17 protein-coding genes are annotated in these 21,574 nt (G+C 70.4%); 3 read left to right on the forward strand and 14 right to left on the reverse strand.

Annotated features, from left to right (window positions below; all coding sequences use genetic code 11):
• Positions 1-2: 2 nt before the first annotated feature.
• The 3 genes from ACYU7H_RS03370 to ACYU7H_RS03380 form a co-directional block, all read right to left on the reverse strand.
• Complete coding sequence (locus tag ACYU7H_RS03370; RefSeq protein ID WP_460812486.1) at positions 3-2,636, reverse strand: TonB-dependent receptor plug domain-containing protein; 2,634 nt, start codon at positions 2,634-2,636, stop codon at positions 3-5.
• A gap of 260 nt (positions 2,637-2,896) precedes the next feature.
• Entirely contained in the window at positions 2,897-4,702 is a 1,806-nt protein-coding gene (locus ACYU7H_RS03375; protein WP_460812487.1) for a phosphoenolpyruvate carboxykinase (GTP), read from the reverse strand.
• 112 nt (positions 4,703-4,814) lie between these two features.
• Positions 4,815-5,435, reverse strand: coding sequence for a TetR/AcrR family transcriptional regulator (locus ACYU7H_RS03380; protein ID WP_460812489.1), 621 nt, complete (start codon positions 5,433-5,435; stop codon positions 4,815-4,817).
• A gap of 223 nt (positions 5,436-5,658) precedes the next feature.
• Between ACYU7H_RS03380 and ACYU7H_RS03385 the strand changes: the two genes are divergently transcribed.
• Positions 5,659-8,136: an acyl-CoA dehydrogenase gene (locus ACYU7H_RS03385; RefSeq protein ID WP_460812491.1), complete on the forward strand. Its 2,478-nt coding sequence runs from the start codon at positions 5,659-5,661 to the stop codon at positions 8,134-8,136.
• 13 nt (positions 8,137-8,149) lie between these two features.
• Here ACYU7H_RS03385 and ACYU7H_RS03390 read toward each other — a convergent pair whose 3' ends face one another.
• Together ACYU7H_RS03390 and ACYU7H_RS03395 are read right to left on the reverse strand one after the other, a co-directional pair.
• On the reverse strand, positions 8,150-8,995 hold the full coding sequence (locus ACYU7H_RS03390) for a metallophosphoesterase (protein WP_460813050.1): 846 nt from the start codon (positions 8,993-8,995) through the stop codon (positions 8,150-8,152).
• Positions 8,995-10,332, reverse strand: coding sequence for an NTP/NDP exchange transporter (locus ACYU7H_RS03395; RefSeq protein ID WP_460812493.1), 1,338 nt, complete (start codon positions 10,330-10,332; stop codon positions 8,995-8,997). The genes ACYU7H_RS03390 and ACYU7H_RS03395 overlap by 1 nt, the downstream gene beginning before the upstream one ends.
• A gap of 186 nt (positions 10,333-10,518) precedes the next feature.
• On the opposite strand from ACYU7H_RS03395, the gene ACYU7H_RS03400 reads away from it, so the two are divergent.
• Positions 10,519-12,111 (forward strand): GMC family oxidoreductase, encoded by a 1,593-nt coding sequence (locus tag ACYU7H_RS03400; RefSeq protein WP_460813052.1) that lies wholly within the window; start codon positions 10,519-10,521, stop codon positions 12,109-12,111.
• 3 nt (positions 12,112-12,114) lie between these two features.
• Here ACYU7H_RS03400 and ACYU7H_RS03405 read toward each other — a convergent pair whose 3' ends face one another.
• On the reverse strand, positions 12,115-14,007 hold the full coding sequence (locus ACYU7H_RS03405; protein ID WP_460812495.1) for a M48 family metallopeptidase: 1,893 nt from the start codon (positions 14,005-14,007) through the stop codon (positions 12,115-12,117).
• Positions 14,008-14,085: 78 nt separating this feature from the next.
• Complete coding sequence (locus ACYU7H_RS03410) at positions 14,086-14,688, reverse strand: LemA family protein (protein ID WP_460812497.1); 603 nt, start codon at positions 14,686-14,688, stop codon at positions 14,086-14,088.
• A gap of 163 nt (positions 14,689-14,851) precedes the next feature.
• Between ACYU7H_RS03410 and ACYU7H_RS03415 the strand changes: the two genes are divergently transcribed.
• Positions 14,852-16,315 (forward strand): serine hydrolase domain-containing protein, encoded by a 1,464-nt coding sequence (locus tag ACYU7H_RS03415; RefSeq protein WP_460812499.1) that lies wholly within the window; start codon positions 14,852-14,854, stop codon positions 16,313-16,315.
• 113 nt (positions 16,316-16,428) lie between these two features.
• Here ACYU7H_RS03415 and ACYU7H_RS03420 read toward each other — a convergent pair whose 3' ends face one another.
• From ACYU7H_RS03420 to hemP, 7 genes are all read right to left on the reverse strand, one after another.
• On the reverse strand, positions 16,429-16,992 hold the full coding sequence (locus tag ACYU7H_RS03420) for a histone (protein WP_460813053.1): 564 nt from the start codon (positions 16,990-16,992) through the stop codon (positions 16,429-16,431).
• 809 nt (positions 16,993-17,801) lie between these two features.
• On the reverse strand, positions 17,802-18,197 hold the full coding sequence (gcvH, locus tag ACYU7H_RS03425; RefSeq protein ID WP_460812501.1) for a glycine cleavage system protein GcvH: 396 nt from the start codon (positions 18,195-18,197) through the stop codon (positions 17,802-17,804).
• 88 nt (positions 18,198-18,285) lie between these two features.
• Entirely contained in the window at positions 18,286-19,386 is a 1,101-nt protein-coding gene (gcvT, locus tag ACYU7H_RS03430) for a glycine cleavage system aminomethyltransferase GcvT (RefSeq protein WP_460812502.1), read from the reverse strand.
• Between the two features lie 96 nt (positions 19,387-19,482).
• Positions 19,483-19,911 carry an NfeD family protein gene (locus tag ACYU7H_RS03435; protein WP_460813055.1) on the reverse strand — a complete coding sequence of 143 codons (429 nt, stop codon included), beginning with the start codon at positions 19,909-19,911 and terminating at the stop codon, positions 19,483-19,485.
• 16 nt (positions 19,912-19,927) lie between these two features.
• Positions 19,928-20,878 carry an SPFH domain-containing protein gene (locus tag ACYU7H_RS03440; RefSeq protein ID WP_460812504.1) on the reverse strand — a complete coding sequence of 317 codons (951 nt, stop codon included), beginning with the start codon at positions 20,876-20,878 and terminating at the stop codon, positions 19,928-19,930.
• 136 nt (positions 20,879-21,014) lie between these two features.
• The gene (locus tag ACYU7H_RS03445) at positions 21,015-21,227 is read right to left on the reverse strand and encodes a CsbD family protein (protein ID WP_460812505.1); all 213 of its coding nucleotides are present in this window, start codon (positions 21,225-21,227) and stop codon (positions 21,015-21,017) included.
• A 157-nt stretch (positions 21,228-21,384) separates the two neighbouring features.
• A complete protein-coding gene (gene hemP, locus ACYU7H_RS03450; RefSeq protein ID WP_460812507.1) occupies positions 21,385-21,558 on the reverse strand; it encodes a hemin uptake protein HemP in 174 nt (57 codons plus the stop codon).
• Positions 21,559-21,574: the final 16 nt, after the last annotated feature.

Genomic DNA, 21,574 nt, shown 5'->3' on the forward strand with positions numbered 1-21,574 from the left:
GATCAGAAGCGCTGGGTGTAGCGGAAGTACGTGGTGCGGCCGTTGGCGTCGTAGAGGTAGAAGTTCCACGGACGACCATCGTACGCGTTCAGCTCCGGGTACCGGTCACCGACGTTGATCGCACCCACGGCGACGGTGGCGTTCCACGGCGCTTCCCAGGCGATCTGGACGTCGTGGGTGGTGTAGCCGCCCGGGCCACGGCCCGACGAGGTCACCGTCGGCTGGTGGTGGATGTAGTTGCTGTTGAAGCCGAACGTCCAGTCACCGATGCCCCACGCGTTGCGCAGGCTGGCGCGACCGTGCGGCGTGCCCTCCAGGCCGGTGTACTCCGTCTTGACGCCGTTCGGGTCGGTGATCTCGTACTCGTCGATGTACGACACCATCAGCTGGTTGCGCAGGTTGCCCATCGCGCCCAGGTCGAAGTTGGTGTTCAGACGGAAGTCGTAACCGTTGGTGTTGAGCTCACCGGCGTTGGCGTAACCCGCGGTGATCGACGTGATGCGACCGGTCAGCGGGTTGCGGACCAGGCCCAGGCCGGCCGGGATCGGACCGTAGGTGCCCGGATCGAGGTCGGAGTTGATGATGTCCTGCGCACCGATCGCGACGATGGTGTCCTCAACCGTGATGTTGTAGTGGTCGAGGCTCATGTCGAGCCAGTCGAGCGGGGCCCAGACAACGCCCAGGCTGTACTGCTTGGACTGCTCCGACAGCAGGTCCGGGTTGGCCACGAAGAACGTGTCGACCTGCAGCTGGCAGGTCGTCGGCTGGCCGAGGGCGGCGCAGGACTGCGGGTCGTTGACCGGCTCGGCCGAGAAGGTGGTCTTCTGCGACAGGATGTCCAGCGGCGGGGCGCGGAAGCCCTGGCCGTACGAACCGCGGAAGGTCAGCGCATCCAGCGGCTGCCAGCGGAACGAGACCTTCGGCGAGAAGTCGTTGCCGTAGTCGCTGTAGTTGTCGTAGCGGCCCGCGACGGTCATGTCGAACGTCGTGGTGAACGGGAACAGCCACTCGAAGAACACCGCCGAGACGCTGCGCTCGCCACCGGACGAGTTGCCGGCCGAACCCAGCACGACGCCGGCCTCGGAAAGCGAATCGTACTGGTCGGTGAAGGTGTCTTCGCGGTGCTCGGCACCGATGACCGCGTTGGAGATGCCGCCGGCCATTTCGAACACGTCGAAGAAGGTCTGCGCGTAGATCTCGTCGCTGGAGTAGCGCGACTCGCGGTTGATGGTGACCTTGAAGCTGTTCAGGACCGACTCGTCCGCGCCGAACGGATCGTTCAGCAGGTAGTCGCCGTTGTTGGCCGCCGCGTTGGCGAGGCTGCCGACGATGTAGCCACGGCCCAGCTCGAGGTACTTGTAGTCGGTGCGACGGATGCCGAAGTCGACGCCGATCGTGTCGGTCAGCTGGCCTTCGAAGCCCAGCAGGAAGTCACGGTTGGTCGAATCGGTGAAGTTGTCGCGGTTGCCGGCCGCCGCGAAGCGGTGGAAGTAGTACGTCGGCAGGCCATCCGAGGCGCAGGCGCCCGGGGTCGAATCGCAACGCTCGCCGAAGTTCACGTCGTTCGGGGTGCCGTCTTCGACGCGGACCACGCCCGGGACCGGCGCGTAGCGACCGAAGGACTCGGTCTTGGTCGAGCTGGCGGCGCTGTAGACGTTCCAGTTGTCGTTGATCTGGTAGTCACCACGCAGGAACACCGACTCGTTCTCGATCGAGGCCTCGTTGGCCGCCACCGAGTTGAAGTTGAACGAGCAGTTGCCGTTCGGCGAGAACGCCGGCTGGCCGGTGGTGTTGCCCAGGAAGTAGAACGCGCCCTGGTCGCACGAGAAGCCCGGCGCCGCCTCGATCGAGGCACCCACCAGGTCGCCGTCGGCGTCGAACGCCCAGGCGTAGTAGTTGTTGCCGTAGGTCGACACGCCGCGGGTGCTGCCGCCGATCTGGTCGCGGGTGAACACCATGCCGCGACGCGACATGCCGGCGCCACCGACGATGCGGCCACGCTCGGAGGTCGCACCGAAGACGGCCGAGGCTTCCTCGGTGTCGCCGCCGGTGACCTTCGTCTGGCCGATGCCGTAACGCAGCTCGGCGCCGTCGAAGTCCTTGCGCAGGATGATGTTGACCACGCCGCCGATCGCGTCGGAGCCGTAGACCGCGGACGCGCCGTCGGACAGGATCTCGATGCGCTCGACCGCGGCCAGCGGGATGGCGTTGACGTCCACGCCGGAGGAGGCGGCCATCGGGCTGGTCGGGGCGCGGCGGCCGTCGATCAGCACCAGCGTGCGGCCCGAACCCAGGCCACGCAGGTCGATGGTGGCCAGCGCCTGGGCGGAGGAGCCCGACTGCGGCTTGAAGTTACCGAACGACGCGAAGGTGGTGTCGCGCAGCACGTCGGCGACGGACACGTCACCGGAGACGTCGATGTCCTCGCGGTCGATGGTGACGACCGGCACGGCGCCTTCGATGTCGGCACGGGTCAGGCGGGAGCCGGTGACCTGGATGCGATCCAGGGTGGTGGCTTGCTGGTCGGACTCCTCTTCCTGGTCGTCCTGGGCAAGCGCGTTGCCCGAGACCAGCGAAGCGGCGCCGACGAACAGCGCGAACTGGATCGCGCTCGGCAGCTTCTTAAGGTTGATCATCTCGCTTTCTCTCCAAAAATTTTTGGTAAGTGCAGCAGCCCAAGATCACGCTGGCCAACGATATGAAGCCCAGCCCAATGCCTGGCCCGGCCGAGCATAACGCAATTTTTACGGGCGATGGAAGGGCCTGCACCACGGGTTGCTAAAACGCCGTGAAATACCTTCCGCAACAGTCACTTGCGCTGGAAATCGATCGCGAAGGGACACAGTGGTGCGCTGCACAATCGCACCTGAATACGCGTCGTGCGCCGCAGGAGGCGTCACGGCGCGCCGGCATCGAGCGCACCGGAGACGCGCGTGCATTCCTCGCGCAGCGCCGGCGGCATCCTCGCGCCGAAGCTCTCGAGGTACTCGGCGATGCTGGCGAACTCCGCGCGCCATCCGTCGCGGTCGAAGCCGAACAGCTTGGCCTCGGCTTCCCCGTCGAGGGCCAGCCCCTCGAGATCCAGGTCCCCGGGGCCGGGCAACCTGCCGATGGGTGTTTCGGTCGCGCCGGCTTCGCCCCTGACGCGCCCGATGATCCACTCGAGCACGCGCAGGTTGTCGCCGAAGCCCGGCCACAGGAACGAACCGTCGTCGCCCTTGCGGAACCAGTTGACGTGGAAGATCTTCGGCAGCGCGTTCCTGCCGTCGTCGAACGACAGCCAGTGCGCGAAGTAGTCGGCGAAGTTGTAGCCGCAGAACGGCTTCATCGCCATCGGGTCGCGGCGCATGACGCCGACCGCGCCGCTCGCGGCGGCGGTGGTTTCCGAACCCATCGCCGCGCCGACGAGCACGCCGTGCGTCCAGTCGCGCGCCTCGAACACCAGCGGCACGAGCGAGGGCCGGCGCCCGCCGAACACGATCGCGCTGATGGGCACGCCCTTCGGGTTCTCGGCCTGCACGGAATAGCTAGGGCACTGCTTCGCGCTGACCGTGAAGCGGGCGTTGGGATGCGCGGCCGGGCGCTTGGACGGGTCGTAGTCCTCGCCACGCCAGTCGATCGCCGGGGTGCTGCCGTCGTCCAGGCCTTCCCACCACGGGCGGTCGTCCGCGGTCAGCCCGACGTTGGTGAAGATCGCGTCGCGCGACAGCGTCGCCAGGGCATTCGGGTTCGACTTCGCACTCGTGCCGGGCGCCACGCCGAAGAAGCCCGCTTCGGGATTGATCGCGTAGAGCCGGCCGTCGTCGCCCGGGCGCATCCAGCAGATGTCGTCGCCCACGGTCCACACCTTCCAGCCCTTCTCGCGGTACGACGCGGGCGGGATCAGCATCGCCAGGTTGGTCTTGCCGCAGGCGGAGGGGAAGGCGGCGGCGATGTAGTGCGTTTCGCCCTGCGGGTTCTCGACGCCGACGATCAGCATGTGCTCGGCGAGCCATCCCTCGTTGCGCGCCTGGTGCGAGGCGATGCGCAACGCGTGGCACTTCTTGCCGAGCAGCGCGTTGCCGCCGTAGCCCGAACCGAACGACTTGATCGTCAGTTCCTCGGGGAAGTGCATGATGAAGCGGCGCCCGGGATCGAGTTCTCCGATCGAGTGCAGGCCCCTGACGAACGTGCCCTCATCCTCGATGCGGCGCAGCGCGGGCGCACCCATGCGCGTCATCAGCCGCATGTTCGCGACCACGTACGGCGAGTCGGTGACCTCGACGCCGCAGCGCGACAGCGGCGAGTCGATGGGGCCCATGCAGTACGGGATGACGTACATGGTGCGTCCGCGCATGCAGCCCTCGAACAGCGCGTCCATCTTGCGGTGCGCCTCGTCCGGCGCCATCCAGTGGTTGTTGGGGCCCGCGTCATCCTGCCGCGTCGTGCAGACGAAGGTCAGGTGCTCGACGCGCGCGACGTCGTCCGGGTCGGAGCGATGCAGGAAGCTGCCGGGATTCGTCTCCTGGTTGAGCGCCTGCAACGTCCCGTCCGCGAGCATCGCCTGCACGAGCCGGTCGTTCTCGGCGTCGCTGCCGTCGCACCAGTGCACCGCGTCCGGCTGCGTGAGCGCCGCGACTTCGGCCACCCAGTCATTGAGTGCCTCCAGGCGCGAGGGGGCACGGGCGGATTCCGGGTTGGCGGACTGGGGAACGGCGTTCACGGCGGTGTTTCCTTGCTCTGCGGATGGAGTGCGTGCGAGTCGCGCGTGGCGCGTCGGGAAAGCAGCGACGCCGGCGGCTCGCACGCCACCGGCGCCACGTTCCGACCGGACGTCAGTCCGGGGGGATCAGCGTCGCCATCACGTGTTCGACGTAGTCGTCGAACTCCTCGTGCGGCAACCGTGCGTGGTGGAGTTGCAGGTTGAGCTGCAGGAAGCCGACGTACGCGGCATACGCAAGGCGGGCGCGATGCTGTGCATCGGTGCGCGTCAGTCCCGCCTGGCGGAACGACGCGGCGAGCCAGTCGAAGCGGCGCTGGGAGACCCGGCCGATCACCGGCTGCACCGCAGGGTGGTCGAGGGCCTTGAGCAGTTCCGAATAGATGATGTGGGAGGTCGCCTCGTTGGCGACCAGGCGGAAGAGCGCGCGCAGGCGCTCGCGGGGATCCGGGATGGCCTCGAGCTGGCCGAAGACTTCCTGCTGCTCGACGGTCTCCCAACGCTCGAGCGCCGCCTGGAGCAGGGCGTCGCGCGAGGGGAAGTGCCAGTAGAAGCTGCCCTTGGTGACGCCAAGTCGCCGGGCGAGCGGCTCGACCGCGACGGAGGCCACGCCGCCCTCGGCGATCTGGTCGAGGGCCGCCTGTGCCCAGTCCGTCGCGCTCAGGCGCCCGCTACCGTCCTGGCGAGGACGTTTGCCGGACTCGGCGGTGGGCGTGCGGGCGGCGGCGGGCGGCATGGCAGGAGTGTAACCGTACGGTCGGGCGGGCGGCAGTATGTTCGTGGTGGCCGCCCGGCGACGAACAGCATGGACCGTGGCCCGAGTGGCAGGCGGGTGCGTTGACAGTGGAAAACCGGCAATACCATACTTCAGCGTATGGTCAGGCGCCGTGGTGTGGGACCCGCGACCACGCCGCCATCCCGCCGCGCACTGGGACCCGCAGCGTCCCGAGGAGGTCTCCATGGACGTCGCCACGCCCTTCATCGCCTTTCTCGTCCTCGCAGGCATCGCGGCCTACCACCGCTGGCGCCTCGCCACCTGGGCGGCCGCGACCGCGACCGGCCTGGTCGCCTGCTGGCTCCTCGGCGCGGACCCCGCCGCGACCGCCATCGCACTGGTGCTCCTCGGCCTGGTCTCCATTCCCCTCCTGGTCCCGTCGGTGCGAAAGCCCGCGATCACCGCCCCCCTGCTCCGCTTCTACACGCGCATCCTCCCGCCGCTCTCCGCGACGGAGCGGACCGCGCTGGAGTCGGGCACCGTGGGTTTCGAGGGGGAACTGTTCTCGGGCCGGCCCGACTGGTCCGTGCTCCTCGGGCAGGCGAAACCGCAACTGACGGACGAGGAGCAGGCATTCCTCGACGGCCCGGTCGAACAGCTGTGCCGCATGATCGACGAGTGGCAGATCACGCACGTGCACGCCGACCTGCCCCCGGAGCTGTGGGACTACATCAAGCGCGAGCGCTTCTTCGGGATGATCATCCCGAAGGAATACGGCGGCCTCGGGTTCTCCGCGCTCGCGCACCACAAGGTCATCCAGAAGATCGCATCCATCTCCACCGTCGTCAGCTCGACCGTGGGCGTGCCCAACTCGCTCGGACCCGGCGAGTTGCTGATGCATTACGGGACGGATGAGCAGAAGCAGCACTACCTGCCGCGGCTCGCCGACGGCCGCGAGGTGCCCTGCTTCGGCCTGACCGGCCCCTTCGCGGGTTCCGACGCGACCTCGATCCCGGACTACGGCATCGTCTGCATGGGCGAGTGGAACGGCGCGAACGTGGTCGGGGTTCGGCTGACCTTCGAGAAGCGCTACATCACGCTCGCCCCCGTGGCGACCGTGATCGGCCTGGCGTTCCGGATGTACGACCCGGAGGGCCTGATCGGCGAGACGAACGACATCGGCATCACGCTTGCGCTGCTGCCGCGCGACACCGCGGGGGTCGAGGTCGGGCGCCGCCACTTCCCGCTCAACTCGCCGTTCCAGAACGGACCGGTCTCGGGCGAGGACGTCTTCATCCCGCTCAGCCAGCTGATCGGCGGCGAGGATTACGCGGGCAAGGGCTGGCAGATGCTCGTCGAATGCCTGTCGATCGGCCGGTCGATCACCCTGCCCTCCACCGCGAGCGGCGGATCGAAGATGGGCGCCATCGCGACGGGCGCGTATGCGCGCATCCGCAAGCAGTTCGGCCTGTCGATCGGCCGATTCGAGGGCGTGCAGGAGGCGCTGGCGCGGATCGCCGGCAAGGCCTACGCGATCAGCGCGCTGTCGGAGGCGACGGCGGCCGCGGTCGACCGGGGCGAGAAGCCGGCCGTCCCGTCCGCGATCGCGAAGTACCACTGCACGGAGATGGGCCGCGACGTGGTCATCGACGCCATGGACGTGCACGGCGGCAAGGGCATCATCCTCGGCCCGCGCAACTACCTGGGCCGGGCGTGGCAGGCGACGCCGATCTCGATCACCGTCGAGGGCGCGAACATCATGACCCGCTCGCTGATGATCTTCGGCCAGGGCGCGATCCTCTGCCATCCGTGGGTGCTCAAGGAAATGCGCGCGGCCGCGCTCGAGGACGAGGCGCAACGGCTGGAGGAATTCGACCGCAACCTCTTCGGCCACATCGGCTTCGCCATCTCCAACGCCGTGCGGAGTTTCTGGTTCGGGCTGACGGCGGCGCGCATCGGCAAGGCGCCCGGCGATGCCTACACGCGGCGCTACTACCGCAAGCTCAACCGCTACTCCGCGGTCCTGGCACTGTGTGCCGACACGTCGATGCTGCTGCTGGGCGGCAAGCTCAAGTTCAAGGAATCGCTGTCGGGCCGCCTGGGCGACGTGCTCAGCCACCTGTACCTCGCCAGCGCCATGCTCAAGCGCTACGAGGACCAGGGCCGCCCGGTGGCCGACCGGCCGCTCCTCGCCTGGGCCTTCCACGACAGCGTGCATCGCATCGAGACGTCGCTGTCCGCCGCGCTGCGCAACTTCCCGATCCGCCCGGTCGGCTGGCTGCTGTGGCTGCTGGTCTTCCCCGTCGGCCGCCGCGCGCAGGCACCCAGCGACCGCCTCGGCCACAAGGCCGCCAGCCTGCTCATGTCGCCCAACGAGGCGCGCGACCGCCTGGCCGAGGGCGTGTTCACCACGCCGACCGCGAACAACCCGGCCGGCCGCGTCAACAGCTACCTGCAGAAGGTGATCCTCGCCGAGCCGGTGGAACGCAAGCTCGCCAAGGCGCTCAAGCACAGCGACATCGAGGCGCTGGACTTCGGGGCCCAGCTCGAGGAAGGCGTGCGCGAGGGCTGGATTACCCAGGACGAGAAGGCGCAGCTCGAGGAGCTGCGCGCAATGACGCTCGACGCGATCAGCGTCGACGACTTCGCCGCCTGGGAGCTGCGCGCGGCCGGTTACTACGAGGCCGAGATCTCCACCAGCGGGAATCGCGCCGCGGCGTAGGGGCCGGCCGCCTTCATCGCGAGAGTGTCAGGCGGGAGATCTCCGGCGGCACGCGGAACCGGAGCGGCAGGATGCTGGTGCCCAGGCCGGGCGAGACGAACAGGTGCCGCCCGTCCCGCACGTAGTGGCCGTTCACCCAGGGCGTGCCGACGCGCGGGTCGACGAACGGCGCGAAGCTGACCTGGCCTCCATGGGTGTGCCCCGCCACGAGCAGCGATGCCCGGGCGGGGATGCGCGCGAACAGGTCCGGGTGGTGCGTGAGCGCCAACACCGGCGCGCCCGCCGGCGGGATGCCTTCGAAGGCGGACTCGATGTCGGGGTCCCCTTCCCACAGGTCGCCGATGCCCGCGAGCCAGAGGCGACAGCCATCGACTTCGACCGGGACCGCGCGGTTGTCGATGATCGGGATGCCCGCGGCCTCGAAGGCGGCGCGCACCTTGGCCCCGCCCTTCCACCAGTCATGGTTGCCGAGCACGCCGAACACCGGCTTCGCCCGTGCCAGCCCGCGCAGGCGCGCGGCCACGACCTCGGGTGGCACGTATTCCCCGAGGAAGACGCTCAGGATCAGGTAGTCGCCGGCCAGCAGCACGAGGTCGGCGTCCCCTCCCGCCACGGTCGCCGCGATCCGGTCGAGCTTGTCGATGCCGTTGCCGGGCGAGCCGGTGTGGATGTCCGCCAGGACATCGACGCGCAGCCCTTCGCATTCGGCTGTCCAGCCAGGCAGGCCGGCGAGCACGTGGTCGCGTTCCACCAGTTGCGCGGGTTCCCACACGAACCCCCGCACGCAGAAGGCCACGAGCGCCAGCGCGCCGACCCAGGCCGACCATTGCAGCGCCCGGCGCCGCCACTGCCAGCGCATCACGCGCGGGCACCCGCGCCGCCGACCGCCGGCACGCCCCCGCCGCCCGGGAGGTCGCGCTGCCGCCGGACGACCCGCCAGGCCGACCAGGCCAGCGCCCCCGCCACGCCCACGCCCGCGGCGAACACCGCGGACGACCCGGCGAACGCGAGGCCCTTGTGCAGCCAGACGAACGACAGGTCCGACGCGCGGTAGATGGCCGTGTCGATCGCCGCGTGCGCCTTGTAGCGCGCTTCGCGGTCCATTCGCGTGTAGAGGGATTCGCGCGCCGGCTTGGCCAGGGAGAACTCGCCCGCGCGGGTGGCGACCTGGACCATCGCCACCAGGGCCGGCAGCGGCGAGGCCGCCAGCAGGCAGAAGCCGACCAGGATCGCGCCGGCCGGCAGGAGCAGCGCGGGCGCGACGCCATGCCGCCGGAGCAGCCAGCGCGTCGCGAACACCTGCACGAGGATCGTGAGCGTGTTCACCGCGAGGTCGATGCCCGCGTAGAAGGCCGTGCGGGCTTCCGCGGTGGTGAAGTGCGCGCGCGCGATCGCCGCCTGTTCGTTGTAGAGCAGCGTTCCGACGCCAACGCCGAAGAACATCACGAGCGCCAGCGCCCCGAGCAGGGGATCGCGGAACACGAGCCGCAGGCCGGCGAGCACGCCCCCGCCCATCGCGCGCTCGCCGTCGGTCGTGCCCTGCCTCCGCTCCCGGGCAACGGCCCACGGCCGCAGCTTGAGGATGCAGACGAGGCAGATGCAGAGGAAGGCGCACGACACCAGCAGCAGGTTGGCGACACCGATGCGCTCGACGACCAGCCGCGTGATCATTGGCCCGAGCAATGCCCCGACGGTGCCGCCCGCGCCGATGTACCCGTACACCGAACGCGCCTGTACGTCGTCGAACACGTCCGCCATGAAGCTCCAGAACACCACCACGGCGAACAGGTTGAACACCGCCACCCAGATGAAGAACGCCGCGCCACGTCCCGGCGCATCGCGGTCGAACAGGATCCAGAACGCGAGCAGGCAGGCGATGAACACGCCGTACACCACGGGAAGGAACACACGCCGCGGGAAACGCGCCACCAGCGCCCCGTACACCGGCTGCAGCAGCACCATCGCCACGAACGTGCCGGTGAACAGGACCTGCAGGGTGAAGTCCGCCAGGTCGAAGCCGCGTGCCCCGGCCCAGGCGACGAGCCCCGGCGGGAACAGCGCGGCCATGTCGCCCGACGCCCCCATCGCGTCGCGGACCGGACGCAGCACGTAGTAGCCGCACAGCAGGCTGAAGAAATACAGCAGCGCCCACCACAGCGGCGGTGACCCGGCCAGCGCGGCGCGCAGCCGCGCCATGCCTGACCCGGTCGGTCGTCCTGTTCCTCGCGGGTCGGGCGTGGCCCCTGGATTCACGGTGCACCGCGGCGCCGGCAGCAGGCGAGCACGGTAGCCGAAGGGTCCGTGCGCCGCCATCGCGCCGGACCGGCGACCGTGCCCGGGCGGTGCACAATGCGCGTCCACCCGGGGGGCGGCCTGCGACGCGTGTTCGACTACATCATCATCGGCGCTGGGTCGGCCGGCTGCGTGCTCGCGAACCGGCTGTCAGCCGACCCGTCCTGCCGCGTCCTGCTGCTCGAGGCCGGGCCGCGCGACGCCAATCCGCTCATCCACATGCCGGCCGGGCTGTCGCGCCTGGTGCGCAACCGGCGCATCAACTGGAACTACGAAACCGAACCCGAACCCGGGCTCGACGGTCGCCGGCTGTGGTGGCCGCGCGGAAAGGTCCTGGGTGGTTCCAGCGCCATCAACGCGATGTGCTACACGCGCGGCGCCCCCGGCGACTACGACGACTGGGCGGCGTCGGGCGCGACGGGATGGGACTGGGCCACGGTGCTGCCCTATTTCCGCCGCTCGGAGGGCAACGCGCGGGGCGCCGATGCCTTCCATGGCGCCGACGGGCCCCTCTCGGTGTCCGACCCGCGGCACGTCGACACGCTGTCGCGCGCCTTCGTCGCCGCGGGCGTGCAGTCCGGGCTGCCGGCGAACGACGACTTCAACGGCGCCGCGCAACTGGGCGTCGGGACGTACCAGGTGACGCAGCGCGACGGCGCCCGGTGCTCGGCGGCCACGGCCTACCTGGCGCCCGTCCGCGACCGCGCCAACCTCGTGGTCCACGCCGGCGCGCACGTCGTGCGGATCACCTTCTCGCGCGGCACGCGGGCACGGGCGAACGGCGTCGTGTATGCCATGCGCGGCAGCGCGTACCACCAGCCCGCCGCGCGCGAGGTGATCCTGTGCGGCGGGGCGGTCAATTCCCCGCAACTGCTGATGCTGTCGGGGATCGGGCCGTCGGCGGAACTGCGCGCGCACGCGATCGACCGGGTCGCCGACCTGCCCGGCGTCGGCGGGAACCTGCAGGACCACCTCGACATCTGCACGCTCGTGTCGACGAGCCGCCCTGTGGGCTACGACCGACTGAATCCCCTCGGCGTCGCCTTCGACTACTACCTGCGCGGCCGGCGCGGCCCGGGCACCAGCAACATCGCCGAGGCCGGCGGATTCGCGCGCTCGTCGCTGGCGCCGGACGCGCGCCCGGACATCCAGTTCCACTTCGTCCCCGCGCAGCTCGACGACCACGGCCGGAACCGCCTGCCGGGTCGCGGCTACACCCTGCATGCCTGCGCCCTGCGCCCGCGCAGCCGCGGCCGGATCCGCCTGGCGGGCAACCGCGCGACGCAACCGCCGAGGATCCATGCCGGCTACCTGACGGATGACGCGGGCCACGACCTGGCCGTGATGGTCGAGGCGGCCCGGCTCGCCCGCGGGATCCTCGCCCAGCCGGCCTTCGACGCCTTCCGCGGCGACCCGGTCCTGCCCGCGCGCGACGACCTGGACGACGCCGGGCTGGCGGACTTCATCCGCGCGAAGGCCGAGACGATCTACCACCCCGCGGGGACGTGCCGCATGGGCGTGGACGACATGTCGGTCGTCGACCCGCGCCTGCGCGTGCACGGCGTCGACGGACTGCGCGTGGTCGATGCGTCGGTCATGCCCACGCTGCCCGGCGGCAACACCAACGCCCCGGTGACGATGATCGCCGAGCGTGCCGCGGACCTGGTCCTCGGGGACGCCTAGGCGTCAGTGCTCCAGCATCGGCGGCAGCGGGCAGTGCAGGACGCCGCAGACCGTCCGCAGCAATTCGGCCTCGGCGACCGAGACCCGCCCGTCATGGGCGACCGTGTCGGCCAGTGCCTCGACGAGTTGCTGTTTGGCGAGCGGGTCGAGCGCATCGAGCGGCCACCAGACCGCATCGAGCTGCCGAACCCAGTCGCGGCGCGGCAGGTAGGGCAGGCCCTGCTCCGGGAGCACGCGGCGGATCCCGGCGAGGTAGGCGCGCCGCGCGCCGGCCTCGTCCGCGTGGCCGTGCTGCGCGACCACGCACAGCAACGTCGCGATCTCGCTGCCGACATCCGGGAGCCGTCGGCGTCCGAGGCGCGCGAAGGCCGCGGGATCGAGCGCCTCGCGCACCTGCACGTCCAGCAACCGCCCGAGGCAGTACTCGAACAGGGCCACGCGGCCGTCCGCATGCACCATCGCGTGCGCGACGTCCAGGAACGCGGCGACTTCGGGCCGCGGCCGACGCCGCAACGCGGGGAACGCGATCTGCGCGAGCGGGAGGCGGAGCTGTGGATGCAGGCCCGCGCTCCGTTCAGCCGCCGCGCGCACGCGTTCGGACAGCTGGGTGCCCAGGCGCGCGGCGATCTCCTCGAGCTGGAGCGACGCCACGTCGGGGTCTCGGTCGAGCAGCAGCGACAGCACCACGTCGAAGGCCGTGCCCCGGTCGACCGCCATCGCATGGAGGTCGGCCGGCATCGCCGCCACGATCGCGTCGGCCCGCCGGTAGTCGTCCGCGCGCGGGTCGGCGACCTGCGCGCTCACGCGCCCCGGCTCGATGCGGAATTCCGCCTCGTCCGTTGACAGGCCATCGACGGGTGCCATCCCGAGCAGTGCGTCCTCTTCCAGCCCCTGCGGTGGATGGCTGGCCCAGCGCCTGGAAAGCGCCGCCAGGCCGCTGGCATCGAAGGAAGGCTCCAGCGCCCGGATGCGTTCGAGCAGCGGCGGGTGCGTGGCGAACCAGCCCGCCAGCCCGACGCCATCGCCGAACAGCATGTGGCTGACCTCCTCCGCCTCGCCCGGGTCGTTCAATCGCGCGCCGTCCGGCAGGCCGCCGATCTTCTTGAGCGCGCCGGCCAGGCCGGCGGCCTGCCGGGTGAACTGCACCGCCGACGCATCGGCGAGCGACTCGCGCGTGCGACTGATCCCCGCCTTGATGATCCGGCCGAAGAACAGGCCGATGTAGCCGATCGCCATCGCGACCAGCGCCGCCGCCAGGATCGCGGCGCTGCCACGTCCGCGCGCGCGGCCGCCGTGCTCGAGCACCTTCCGGCCGATCAGCCCCACCATCAGGATGCCGAACAGCACGCCGATCAGGCGGATGTTGAGCCGCATGTCGCCATTGAGCACGTGGCTGAACTCGTGGGCGACGACGCCCTGGAGCTCGTCCCGGTTGAGCCGGTCGAGCGCACCGCGGGTGACCGCGATCGCGGCATCGGCGGGCGCGTACCCGGCGGCGAACGCGTTGATGCCCGCCTCGTGCTCCAGGACGTAGAGCCGCGGCATCGGCACCCCGGACGCGATGGCGATCTCCTCAACCACGTTGCGCAGGCGCCGCAGGCCCAGGTCGGTGGTGCCCTCGTCGACCGGCACGCCGCCCAGTTGCCGGGCCACCGCCTCGCCACCGTCGCGCAGCGACGCGATCCGGTAGAGCGAACCGAATCCGATGACCGCCAGCGTCACCAGCGCGGTCCCCGCCAGCAGGCCGGTGTTGGTGGCCCCCGTGGCGTCGGTCCCCGCCACCAGCCAGACGGCGAAGCAGGCGGCGCCCACGATGCCCGCCACCGCCAGCGCGAACAGCGACACCAGTCGCGTCGACGTGCGGCGCGCCTGCGCCTGGCGTTCGAAGAAATTCACGTGGGCAGCCGGGGCGGTCGCGCCTTCAGCGGGCGGCCCGCGGGGTGCGAACGCCGCACGGGCCGGTGGATGCCGGGATCAGAACTGGACTTTCGGCGCGGCGCGGACCGCGTCGCGCTGGTCGGCGGGGATCTCGAGCAGCGCCGCCGGCTTGAAGGCGAAACTGTTCGCGACCAGGCTCGCCGGGAAGACCTCGCGCCGGTTGTTGTAGGCCATCACGCTGTCGTTGTACGCCTGCCGCGCGAAGGCCACCTTGTTCTCGGTGCTGGTCAGCTCCTCGGTGAGCTGCATCATGTTCTGGCTCGCCTTCAGCTCAGGATAGGCCTCGACCGTCACCAGCAGGCGGCCGAGCGCGCCCTCCAGCGCGGCCTGCGACCGGGACAGTTCGGCCATCGCCGCCGGATCGCCCGGCGCCGCCTTGGCCGCCGCAAGTCCCGCCTGCGCGGTGTTGCGTGCGGCGGTGACCGCCTCGAGGGTGCCCCGCTCGTGGGCCAGGTAACCCTTCGCCGTCTCCACCAGGTTGGGGATCAGGTCGAAGCGCCGCTGCAGCTGGACGTCGATCTGCGCGAACGCATTGCGCCACGCGTTCCGGGCGGTGACCAGCCCGTTGTAGATGCCCACGCCCCATGCGACCAGCACGCCGGCGATCGCCAGCACGACCAACAGGAACACAGTGCCCATTTCCCCTTCCTCCCTAAACCGCGGCGGGTGGCCGCGCATTCATCGGCGCTTCACGGAAACGTGCGGCATGTTCATGCAACGCCCGGCACGGTCGCTAGAATCGGAACGGACCCGACGCCGCACGCCCGGGTCGGATCCGCAGCATACGCAGGGGGCAGGCAGGATGGAAACGAGGCAGTCGCGGACGAGGCATGCCAGGTGGCGCGGCCGCGCCCTCGCCGGCGCGGCCGCGCTCGGCCTGCTCGCCTTCGCGGTCGCCTCCGCCAACCAGTTCCCGGGCACCGTCGATCCGCAACCGGCGCCCGAGGCTGCGGCCACGCCGGACACGTTGGCGATGGTCGAGGTGTCGACCGCGGCCGCGACGCCGGCGGTCGCCACGCCCACCGCACAGACCGCCCGCCCGCTTGCGAACGGATTCGACGTCCGGGAATTCGAATCGATGGCGCAGGCGCTGGTCGCGAACCAGCGCGTGCCCGGGCTGGCCATGGCGATCGTGCACGATGGCCGCGTGCTCAGCGCGCGCGGCTACGGCATCACCGACGTGCGCGCGGCCGAGCCGGTCGACGCGCACACGGTGTTCCGCCTCGCCTCGCTGTCCAAGGGATTCGCCGGGACGCTGACCGGCATGCTGGTCTCCGAGGGTGCGCTGCGCTGGGACAGCCGAGTCGCCGAGTACATGCCGCAGTTCCGCCTGAACGACCCGATCGCGGCACGCCAGTTGACGGTCGCGGACGTGCTCAGCCACCGCGTCGGCCTCCCGCACCACACCTACGACCGCGACATCGAGTCGAACGCCGACTACCGCGACCTGGTCAACCGCCTCTACCAGACACCCCTGCGCTGCGCGCCGGGCGCGTGCTACGGCTACCAGAACGTCGCCTTCAGCCTGATCGGCGACGTGGTCTTCGCCGCCACCGGACAGTTCTACAGCCAGGCGATCGAGCGCCGGCTGTTCGGCCCGCTCGGCATGGTGGACGCCAGCCTCGGCCTGGAAGGCATCGAAGCAAGCTCGCGCTGGGCGCGCCCGCATGTCCGCGGCCGCGGCGGCTGGGTCTCGCTGCGGCCGAAGCCGACCTACTACCGGCTGCCGCCGGCGGCCGGCGTCAACGCCAGCGCGCATGACATGGCGCAATGGCTGCTTGCCCAGGGCGGCCACCGGCCGGACGTGCTGCCCGCGCCGCTGCTCGCGACACTGCACACGCCGCTCGTGGACACGCCGACCGAGATCCGCGGCGGGGCCGGTTCGTGGCGCCGGCAACGCCTGCAGGCGGCGGGCTACGGCCTGGGCTGGCGGATCTACGACTACGCGGGGCACGACCTCGTGTACCACGCGGGTGCGGTGCAGGGTTACCGCGGCATGATCGCCCTGCTGCCCGACCGCGACCTCGGCATCGCGGTCCTGTGGAACGGCGAAAGCTCGCTGCCGTCCGCGCTCCTGCCGACGGTGCTCGACCGTGCGATCGGCCTGGCGCCCCAGTCGTGGCTGCAGAACGGCGTGCTCGCCGACGCGGCGGCATTCGAGGCGAGCGGGGCAACCCCCGGCCGCGGGATCAGCCAGTATCGCGACGCGCGCACGCAAGCCCGGCCGGGCGCACGCGCGGGCGTCGCGACCGCCGCGCCCCGCTGACCGCAACCGCGCGGCGCCGCGCGCCGGCCGCCGCCATCAGCGCATAAAAAAGCTCCCTCCCTGCCTGGGCGCAGGGAGGGAGCCGATTGGACTACGGCTTTCGGGGTCGCCGATTACATCATCGGGGTCGGCATCGCCGGCATCGTCACCGGGGCCGACTTCTTGGCGGCACGACGCCTCGCCGGGCGCTTGGCAGCCTTCTTCGCGGTCTTCTTGGCAGCGGCCTTGCGGGCCGTCTTCTTCGCGGCCGGACGCTTCTTGGCGGCCGCCTTGCGGGCCGTCTTCTTGGCGGCCGGTCGCTTCTTGGCGGCGGCCTTGCGGGCCGTCTTCTTTGCCGGGCGCTTCTTGGCGGCCGCCTTGCGGGCCGTCTTCTTCGCCGGACGCTTCTTGGCGGCGGCCTTGCGGGCCGTCTTCTTCGCCGGGCGCTTCTTGGCGGCTGCCTTGCGGGCCGTCTTCTTCGCCGGACGCTTCTTCGCCGTGGCCTTGCGGGCCGTCTTCTTGGCGGCCTTTCGGGCGGTGGACTTGCGGGCCGTCTTCTTCGCCGCCTTGCGGGCGGTCGACTTCTTGGCGGCGGACTTGCGCGCGGTCTTCTTCGTCGCCTTCTTGGCGGCGGTCTTGCGCGCGGTTTTCTTCGTCGCTTTCTTGGCGGACTTCTTCGCAGCTTTCTTCATGGCCATGGGATGGCTCCTCGTCAGTGGACTCGCTGGTTTGACTGCCCAGGAGGAAACAGCGCCGCGGGGATCGGACCCGCGGCCAACCGCCGGTGCGCGTGGCGCGCCGGAACGGATGCTTGCCCGTGCCGCACGGACGCGCGGCAACAAAAAACCCGCGTCGCATTCGCGGCGCGGGTGGGATGGTCTGGACGTTGCCGGGTTTTTTCGAGGGAGACGGTGCCCGATTCCACCGTTGTGACCGTCCGGGCGGAAGGCTGAGTTGTGTCGCGCGTTGTCGCGTTGACTCGGCTCACTCGTTCCTGCAGGCAACGTCTGCTGCGCGAAACCTAATCACGGTTTTTTTGGCTGTCAACAACCCCGTCCGTGTTTTTTCGCACCGCAATCCCGGACCGGCCCGGCGAACGCCGACACAAGGAACACGCCAACGCCGGCCGCCGGCACCAGAGCCATGACCGGACCGTCATGCATGCGCGCTGAAAACAAGCGCTGGCGCGGTTTCCAGACGGTGTGGCGATATTTTGTCCACGCTTCCGCACGGACGTGCGCACGGCGCGCGCACGATACGCACGACGCGTGGCGACCCGCCCGCGGCGTGACCTGGCGTGGCCGGCCAGGCGCCGGCTTGGCGCGTCGCACAAGCCGAAATGCGCGAAAACGCGATGAAGGTCGACGACGTGGCCGGATCGTCGCGCACGTGCCGACCGACCGGTCGGTCCGGTCGCACCGGCTTCCTCGGCCACAAAAAAAACCGGCCGCGTCGCGGCCGGTCCGGTTTGCAGCATCGGGCCGGACGACGCCGGCCCCGCGACGACTCAGTGGTCGTCATCCTCGAGGAGTTCGGCGTAGTCGTCCGGCTCCAGCAGTTCCTTGACCTGGTCCGGCTCCTCGACCTCGAGCACGAACAGCCAGCCGTCGCCGTAGGCGTCTTCGTTGATCGTCTCCGGCTTGTCGGCCAGCGCGCCGTTGACTTCCACCACCGTGCCGGACACGGGTGCGTAGACGTCGGACGCGGCCTTGACCGACTCGACGACGGCGCAGGCGTTGCCCGCCTCGATGCGATCGCCCACGTTCGGGAGCTCCACGTAGACGAGGTCGCCCAGCAGTCCCTGGGCATGGTCGGAGATGCCGACCGTGGCCTTGCCGTCGCCCTCGACGCGCAGCCACTCGTGGGACTTCATGAACTTCAGGTCGCCGGGAATCTCGCTCATGCCGCTGCTCCGTGCTGGGGGTGCTGGTGCTTGCCGCGCCGGGCGCCTGGCCCGGGCGGCGGTAGTGTAGCGAAGGCCACGCGGCCGGTCAGATGCCGGGCTGCGGCTTGCCTTCGCGGACGAATGGCGGCTTGACCAGGCGGACGGGCACCTCGCGGCCACGGATGTCGACCCGCACGTCGCCCGCGTCCCCCGCGGGGATCCGCGCGAACGCAATCGCCTTGCCGATGCTCGGCGAGAACGTGCCCGACAGGATCTCCCCTTCCCCGCTCGCGGCCAGGACACGCTGGCCGTGGCGCAGCACCCCGCGCTCGTCCATCACCAGTCCCACGAGCTGGCGCGGGACGCCGCCGGCCTTCTGCGCCTCGAGCGCCTGGCGCCCGATGAAGTCGCGGCCCTCGTCCATCGAGATCGTCCAGCCGAGCGCCGACTCCCACGGCGTGGTCGACTCGTCCATGTCCTGGCCGTAGAGGTTCATGCCCGCCTCCAGGCGCAGCGTGTCGCGCGCGCCGAGGCCGGCCGGCTTCACCCCGGCGTCGAGCAGCGCCTGCCAGAGCGCCGGCGCGCTGTCGGCGGGCACGATGACCTCGAAGCCGTCCTCGCCCGTGTAGCCGGTGCGCGCCAGGAACAGCGGCACGCCCGCGGTCGTCCGCGCTTCGCCGGCGGCGAACCGGCCGAGCCTGGCGGCGACCGCGGCGCCCGCCTCGTCGAGCAGGCCGGCCACCCGCTCGCGCGCGGTGGGGCCCTGCACCGCGATGATCGCCAGGTCCTCGCGCTCCACCACCGTGACGGCGAACGCCTCGGCCTGGGTGCGGATCCAGGCCAGGTCCTTCTCGCGGGTGGCCGCGTTGACCACCATGCGGAAGAAGTCGTCGGCCACGAAGTACACGATCAGGTCGTCGATCACGCCGCCGCGCTCGTCGAGCATGCAGGCGTACAGCGCCTTGCCCGGCGCCTTCAGCTTGTCGACCGAATTGGCGAGCAGGCGGCGCAGGAATTCGCGGACGCGGGCGCCGTGCAGGTCGACCACCGTCATGTGGCTGACGTCGAACATGCCGGCGTCGCGACGGACCTGGTGGTGCTCGTCGACCTGCGAGCCGTAGTGGAGCGGCATGTCCCAGCCGCCGAAGTCGACCATCTTCGCGCCGAGGGCGCGGTGGGCATCGTTGAGGACGGTGCTGCGGGTCATCGTCGGTTCGCGTGCGTGTGGGGACCGGCGATTATCCCAGACGCGGCGGGTCGGCTCCTGCCGCCCCCGGACCGGGGTGGCGGGACCGCGCCCGGGTCAGGCGGCCTCGACCCTCAGCGTGCCCGCGTCGGACGCCACCACGCGCACGCGCGTGCCGGCCGGCAGGTCGGGACCGGCAGCGGTCCAGAACGCATCGCCGATCTTCAGTCGCCCCCGGCCATCCACGATCGCCGTCTCGAGCACGAAGACCTGGCCGACGAGCTGTTCGCCCCGGCGGTTCAGCAGGGGGCGCCCCGCCTCGGGCGGCGTGCGCGACCGGCGCACGTGCCAGCCGATGCCGACCGACACCAGCGACAGGATCGCGAACACGATCCATTCGGTCGTGGGCTCGAGCGGCAGCACCAGGTCGACGAGCCCCGTCCCCGCGGCGGCGATCGCCAGCCACAGCATGAACGTGCCGGGCGCGAGCGCCTCGATCGCCAGCAGGAGCAGTGCCAGCCCCCACCAGAACCACGGCGACTGCATCACCGCCGCCAGCATGTCAGCGATCCCTCGCAGGATGCCTTTCGGGCGCGTGTCCATCGCCACCTCCCGGCTTCACGGAACGCGCGAGTTCGGCGATGCCGGCGAGCGAGCCCAGCACGCCGGTCGCCTCCATCGGCAGCATCAGCAGCTTCTGGTTCGGCGACGCCGCGAACTCCTTCAGCGCCTCGACGTACTTCTGGGCGACGAAGTAGTTGATCGCCTGGACGTCGCCCTGGGCGATCGCTTCGGACACCATGCGCGTGGCCTTGGCCTCGGCCTCGGCCAGGCGCTCGCGGGCCTCGGCCTCGCGGAACGCGGCCTCGCGCTCGCCCTCGGCGTCGAGGATGGTCGACTGCTTCTCGCCCTCGGCCTTGAGGATGGCCGCCTGGCGGAAGCCCTCCGCCTCGAGGATGTTGGCGCGCTTCTCGCGCTCGGCCTTCATCTGGCGCGCCATGGCCTCGACCAGGTCGCGCGGCGGCTGGATGTCCTTCAGTTCGATGCGGTTGACCTTGACGCCCCACGGGTGCGTCGCCTGGTCGACGGCGACCAGCACCTTGGCGTTGATCTCGTCGCGCTTGGACAGCGACTCGTCCAGGTCCATCGAGCCGATCGACGTGCGGATGTTGGTCATCACCAGGTTGAGGATCGCGATTTCGAGCTGGGCGACCTCGTACGCGGCCTTGGGCGCGTCGAGCACCTGGAAGTAGACGACGCCGTCGCACTTCACCACGGCGTTGTCCTTGGTGATCACGTCCTGGCTGGGGACGTCCATCACCTGTTCCATCATGTTGAGCTTGCGCCCCACCCGGTCGATCCACGGGACGATGAATCCCAGGCCCGGCGACAGCGTGTGGGTGTACTTGCCGAAGCGTTCCACCGTCCATTCGTAGCCCTGGGGCACGACGCGCACCCCCATGAACACGGTGACGACGGCGAAGACCAGCAGGACGACGACGAACAGATCCATGGACGCTCTCCCCAGAGTCGTCCACATCTTAGCCGCGCGGGCGACTGCCGGGGCGTCCGGCGGACGGCGGCGCGCCCGGAACGCAAGACGGGCCGGGGGAATGCCCGGCCCGTCGTCTCCCGGTGGATGCCCCGGATTACATGTAGTCCGGCTTCACCGCGCGCTCGAAGGTGTTGATCTCGTCCTCGGCGCGCTCGCGGTCCCAGCCGTAGCGTTCCTGCAGTCGGCCGCACAGGTAGTCGCGGTTGCCATCGGCGACGTCGAAGTCGTCGTCCGTGAGCTTGCCCCACTGCTGCTGGATCTTGCCCTTCATCTGGTCCCACTTGCCTTCGAAGATGTCCTTGTTCACGGTCCTGCTCCTGTTCTTGGGGGAGGTGCCTCGCGGCGTAGGGAAAATTGCCGCCGGGCGCGTGAGCGCAAGGTCATGCCGGCGCACCACGGCGTCGCATGCATGAACGTGTTCAGTTCGAGGGCGGCTCGCCGCCTGGCACGGCGGCCCCGCGGCGCTACTTGGTCAGGATCAACTTGTCGTTGCGCGTGTGGCGCAGCCTGTAGACCTCGCCGCCATGGCGGATGAGGACCTCGCGCGCGCCACGGAGCAGTTCACTGCTCTCGCACGCGGGCGGGCGGGGGGATGGCCGCGCCTCGTCCGCCGGCACGTCGCAACCCTCCTGTCGCATCGTGCGCTTGACCGGG

Source organism: Luteimonas pelagia (assembly GCF_054776035.1).

What these genes read in the sequence shown, in the direction of transcription:
- ACYU7H_RS03370 (WP_460812486.1), bottom strand. Translation starts at nt 2,636, where the DNA reads ATGATCAACCTTAAGAAGCTGCCGAGCGCGATCCAGTTCGCGCTGTTC.
- ACYU7H_RS03380 (WP_460812489.1), bottom strand. Translation starts at nt 5,435, where the DNA reads ATGCCGCCCGCCGCCGCCCGCACGCCCACCGCCGAGTCCGGCAAACGT.
- ACYU7H_RS03385 (WP_460812491.1), top strand. Translation starts at nt 5,659, where the DNA reads ATGGACGTCGCCACGCCCTTCATCGCCTTTCTCGTCCTCGCAGGCATC.
- ACYU7H_RS03390 (WP_460813050.1), bottom strand. Translation starts at nt 8,995, where the DNA reads ATGCGCTGGCAGTGGCGGCGCCGGGCGCTGCAATGGTCGGCCTGGGTC.
- ACYU7H_RS03395 (WP_460812493.1), bottom strand. Translation starts at nt 10,332, where the DNA reads ATGGCGCGGCTGCGCGCCGCGCTGGCCGGGTCACCGCCGCTGTGGTGG.
- ACYU7H_RS03410 (WP_460812497.1), bottom strand. Translation starts at nt 14,688, where the DNA reads ATGGGCACTGTGTTCCTGTTGGTCGTGCTGGCGATCGCCGGCGTGCTG.
- ACYU7H_RS03415 (WP_460812499.1), top strand. Translation starts at nt 14,852, where the DNA reads ATGGAAACGAGGCAGTCGCGGACGAGGCATGCCAGGTGGCGCGGCCGC.
- ACYU7H_RS03420 (WP_460813053.1), bottom strand. Translation starts at nt 16,992, where the DNA reads ATGGCCATGAAGAAAGCTGCGAAGAAGTCCGCCAAGAAAGCGACGAAG.
- gcvH (WP_460812501.1), bottom strand. Translation starts at nt 18,197, where the DNA reads ATGAGCGAGATTCCCGGCGACCTGAAGTTCATGAAGTCCCACGAGTGG.
- gcvT (WP_460812502.1), bottom strand. Translation starts at nt 19,386, where the DNA reads ATGACCCGCAGCACCGTCCTCAACGATGCCCACCGCGCCCTCGGCGCG.
- ACYU7H_RS03435 (WP_460813055.1), bottom strand. Translation starts at nt 19,911, where the DNA reads ATGCAGTCGCCGTGGTTCTGGTGGGGGCTGGCACTGCTCCTGCTGGCG.
- ACYU7H_RS03440 (WP_460812504.1), bottom strand. Translation starts at nt 20,878, where the DNA reads ATGGATCTGTTCGTCGTCGTCCTGCTGGTCTTCGCCGTCGTCACCGTG.
- hemP (WP_460812507.1), bottom strand. Translation starts at nt 21,558, where the DNA reads ATGCGACAGGAGGGTTGCGACGTGCCGGCGGACGAGGCGCGGCCATCC.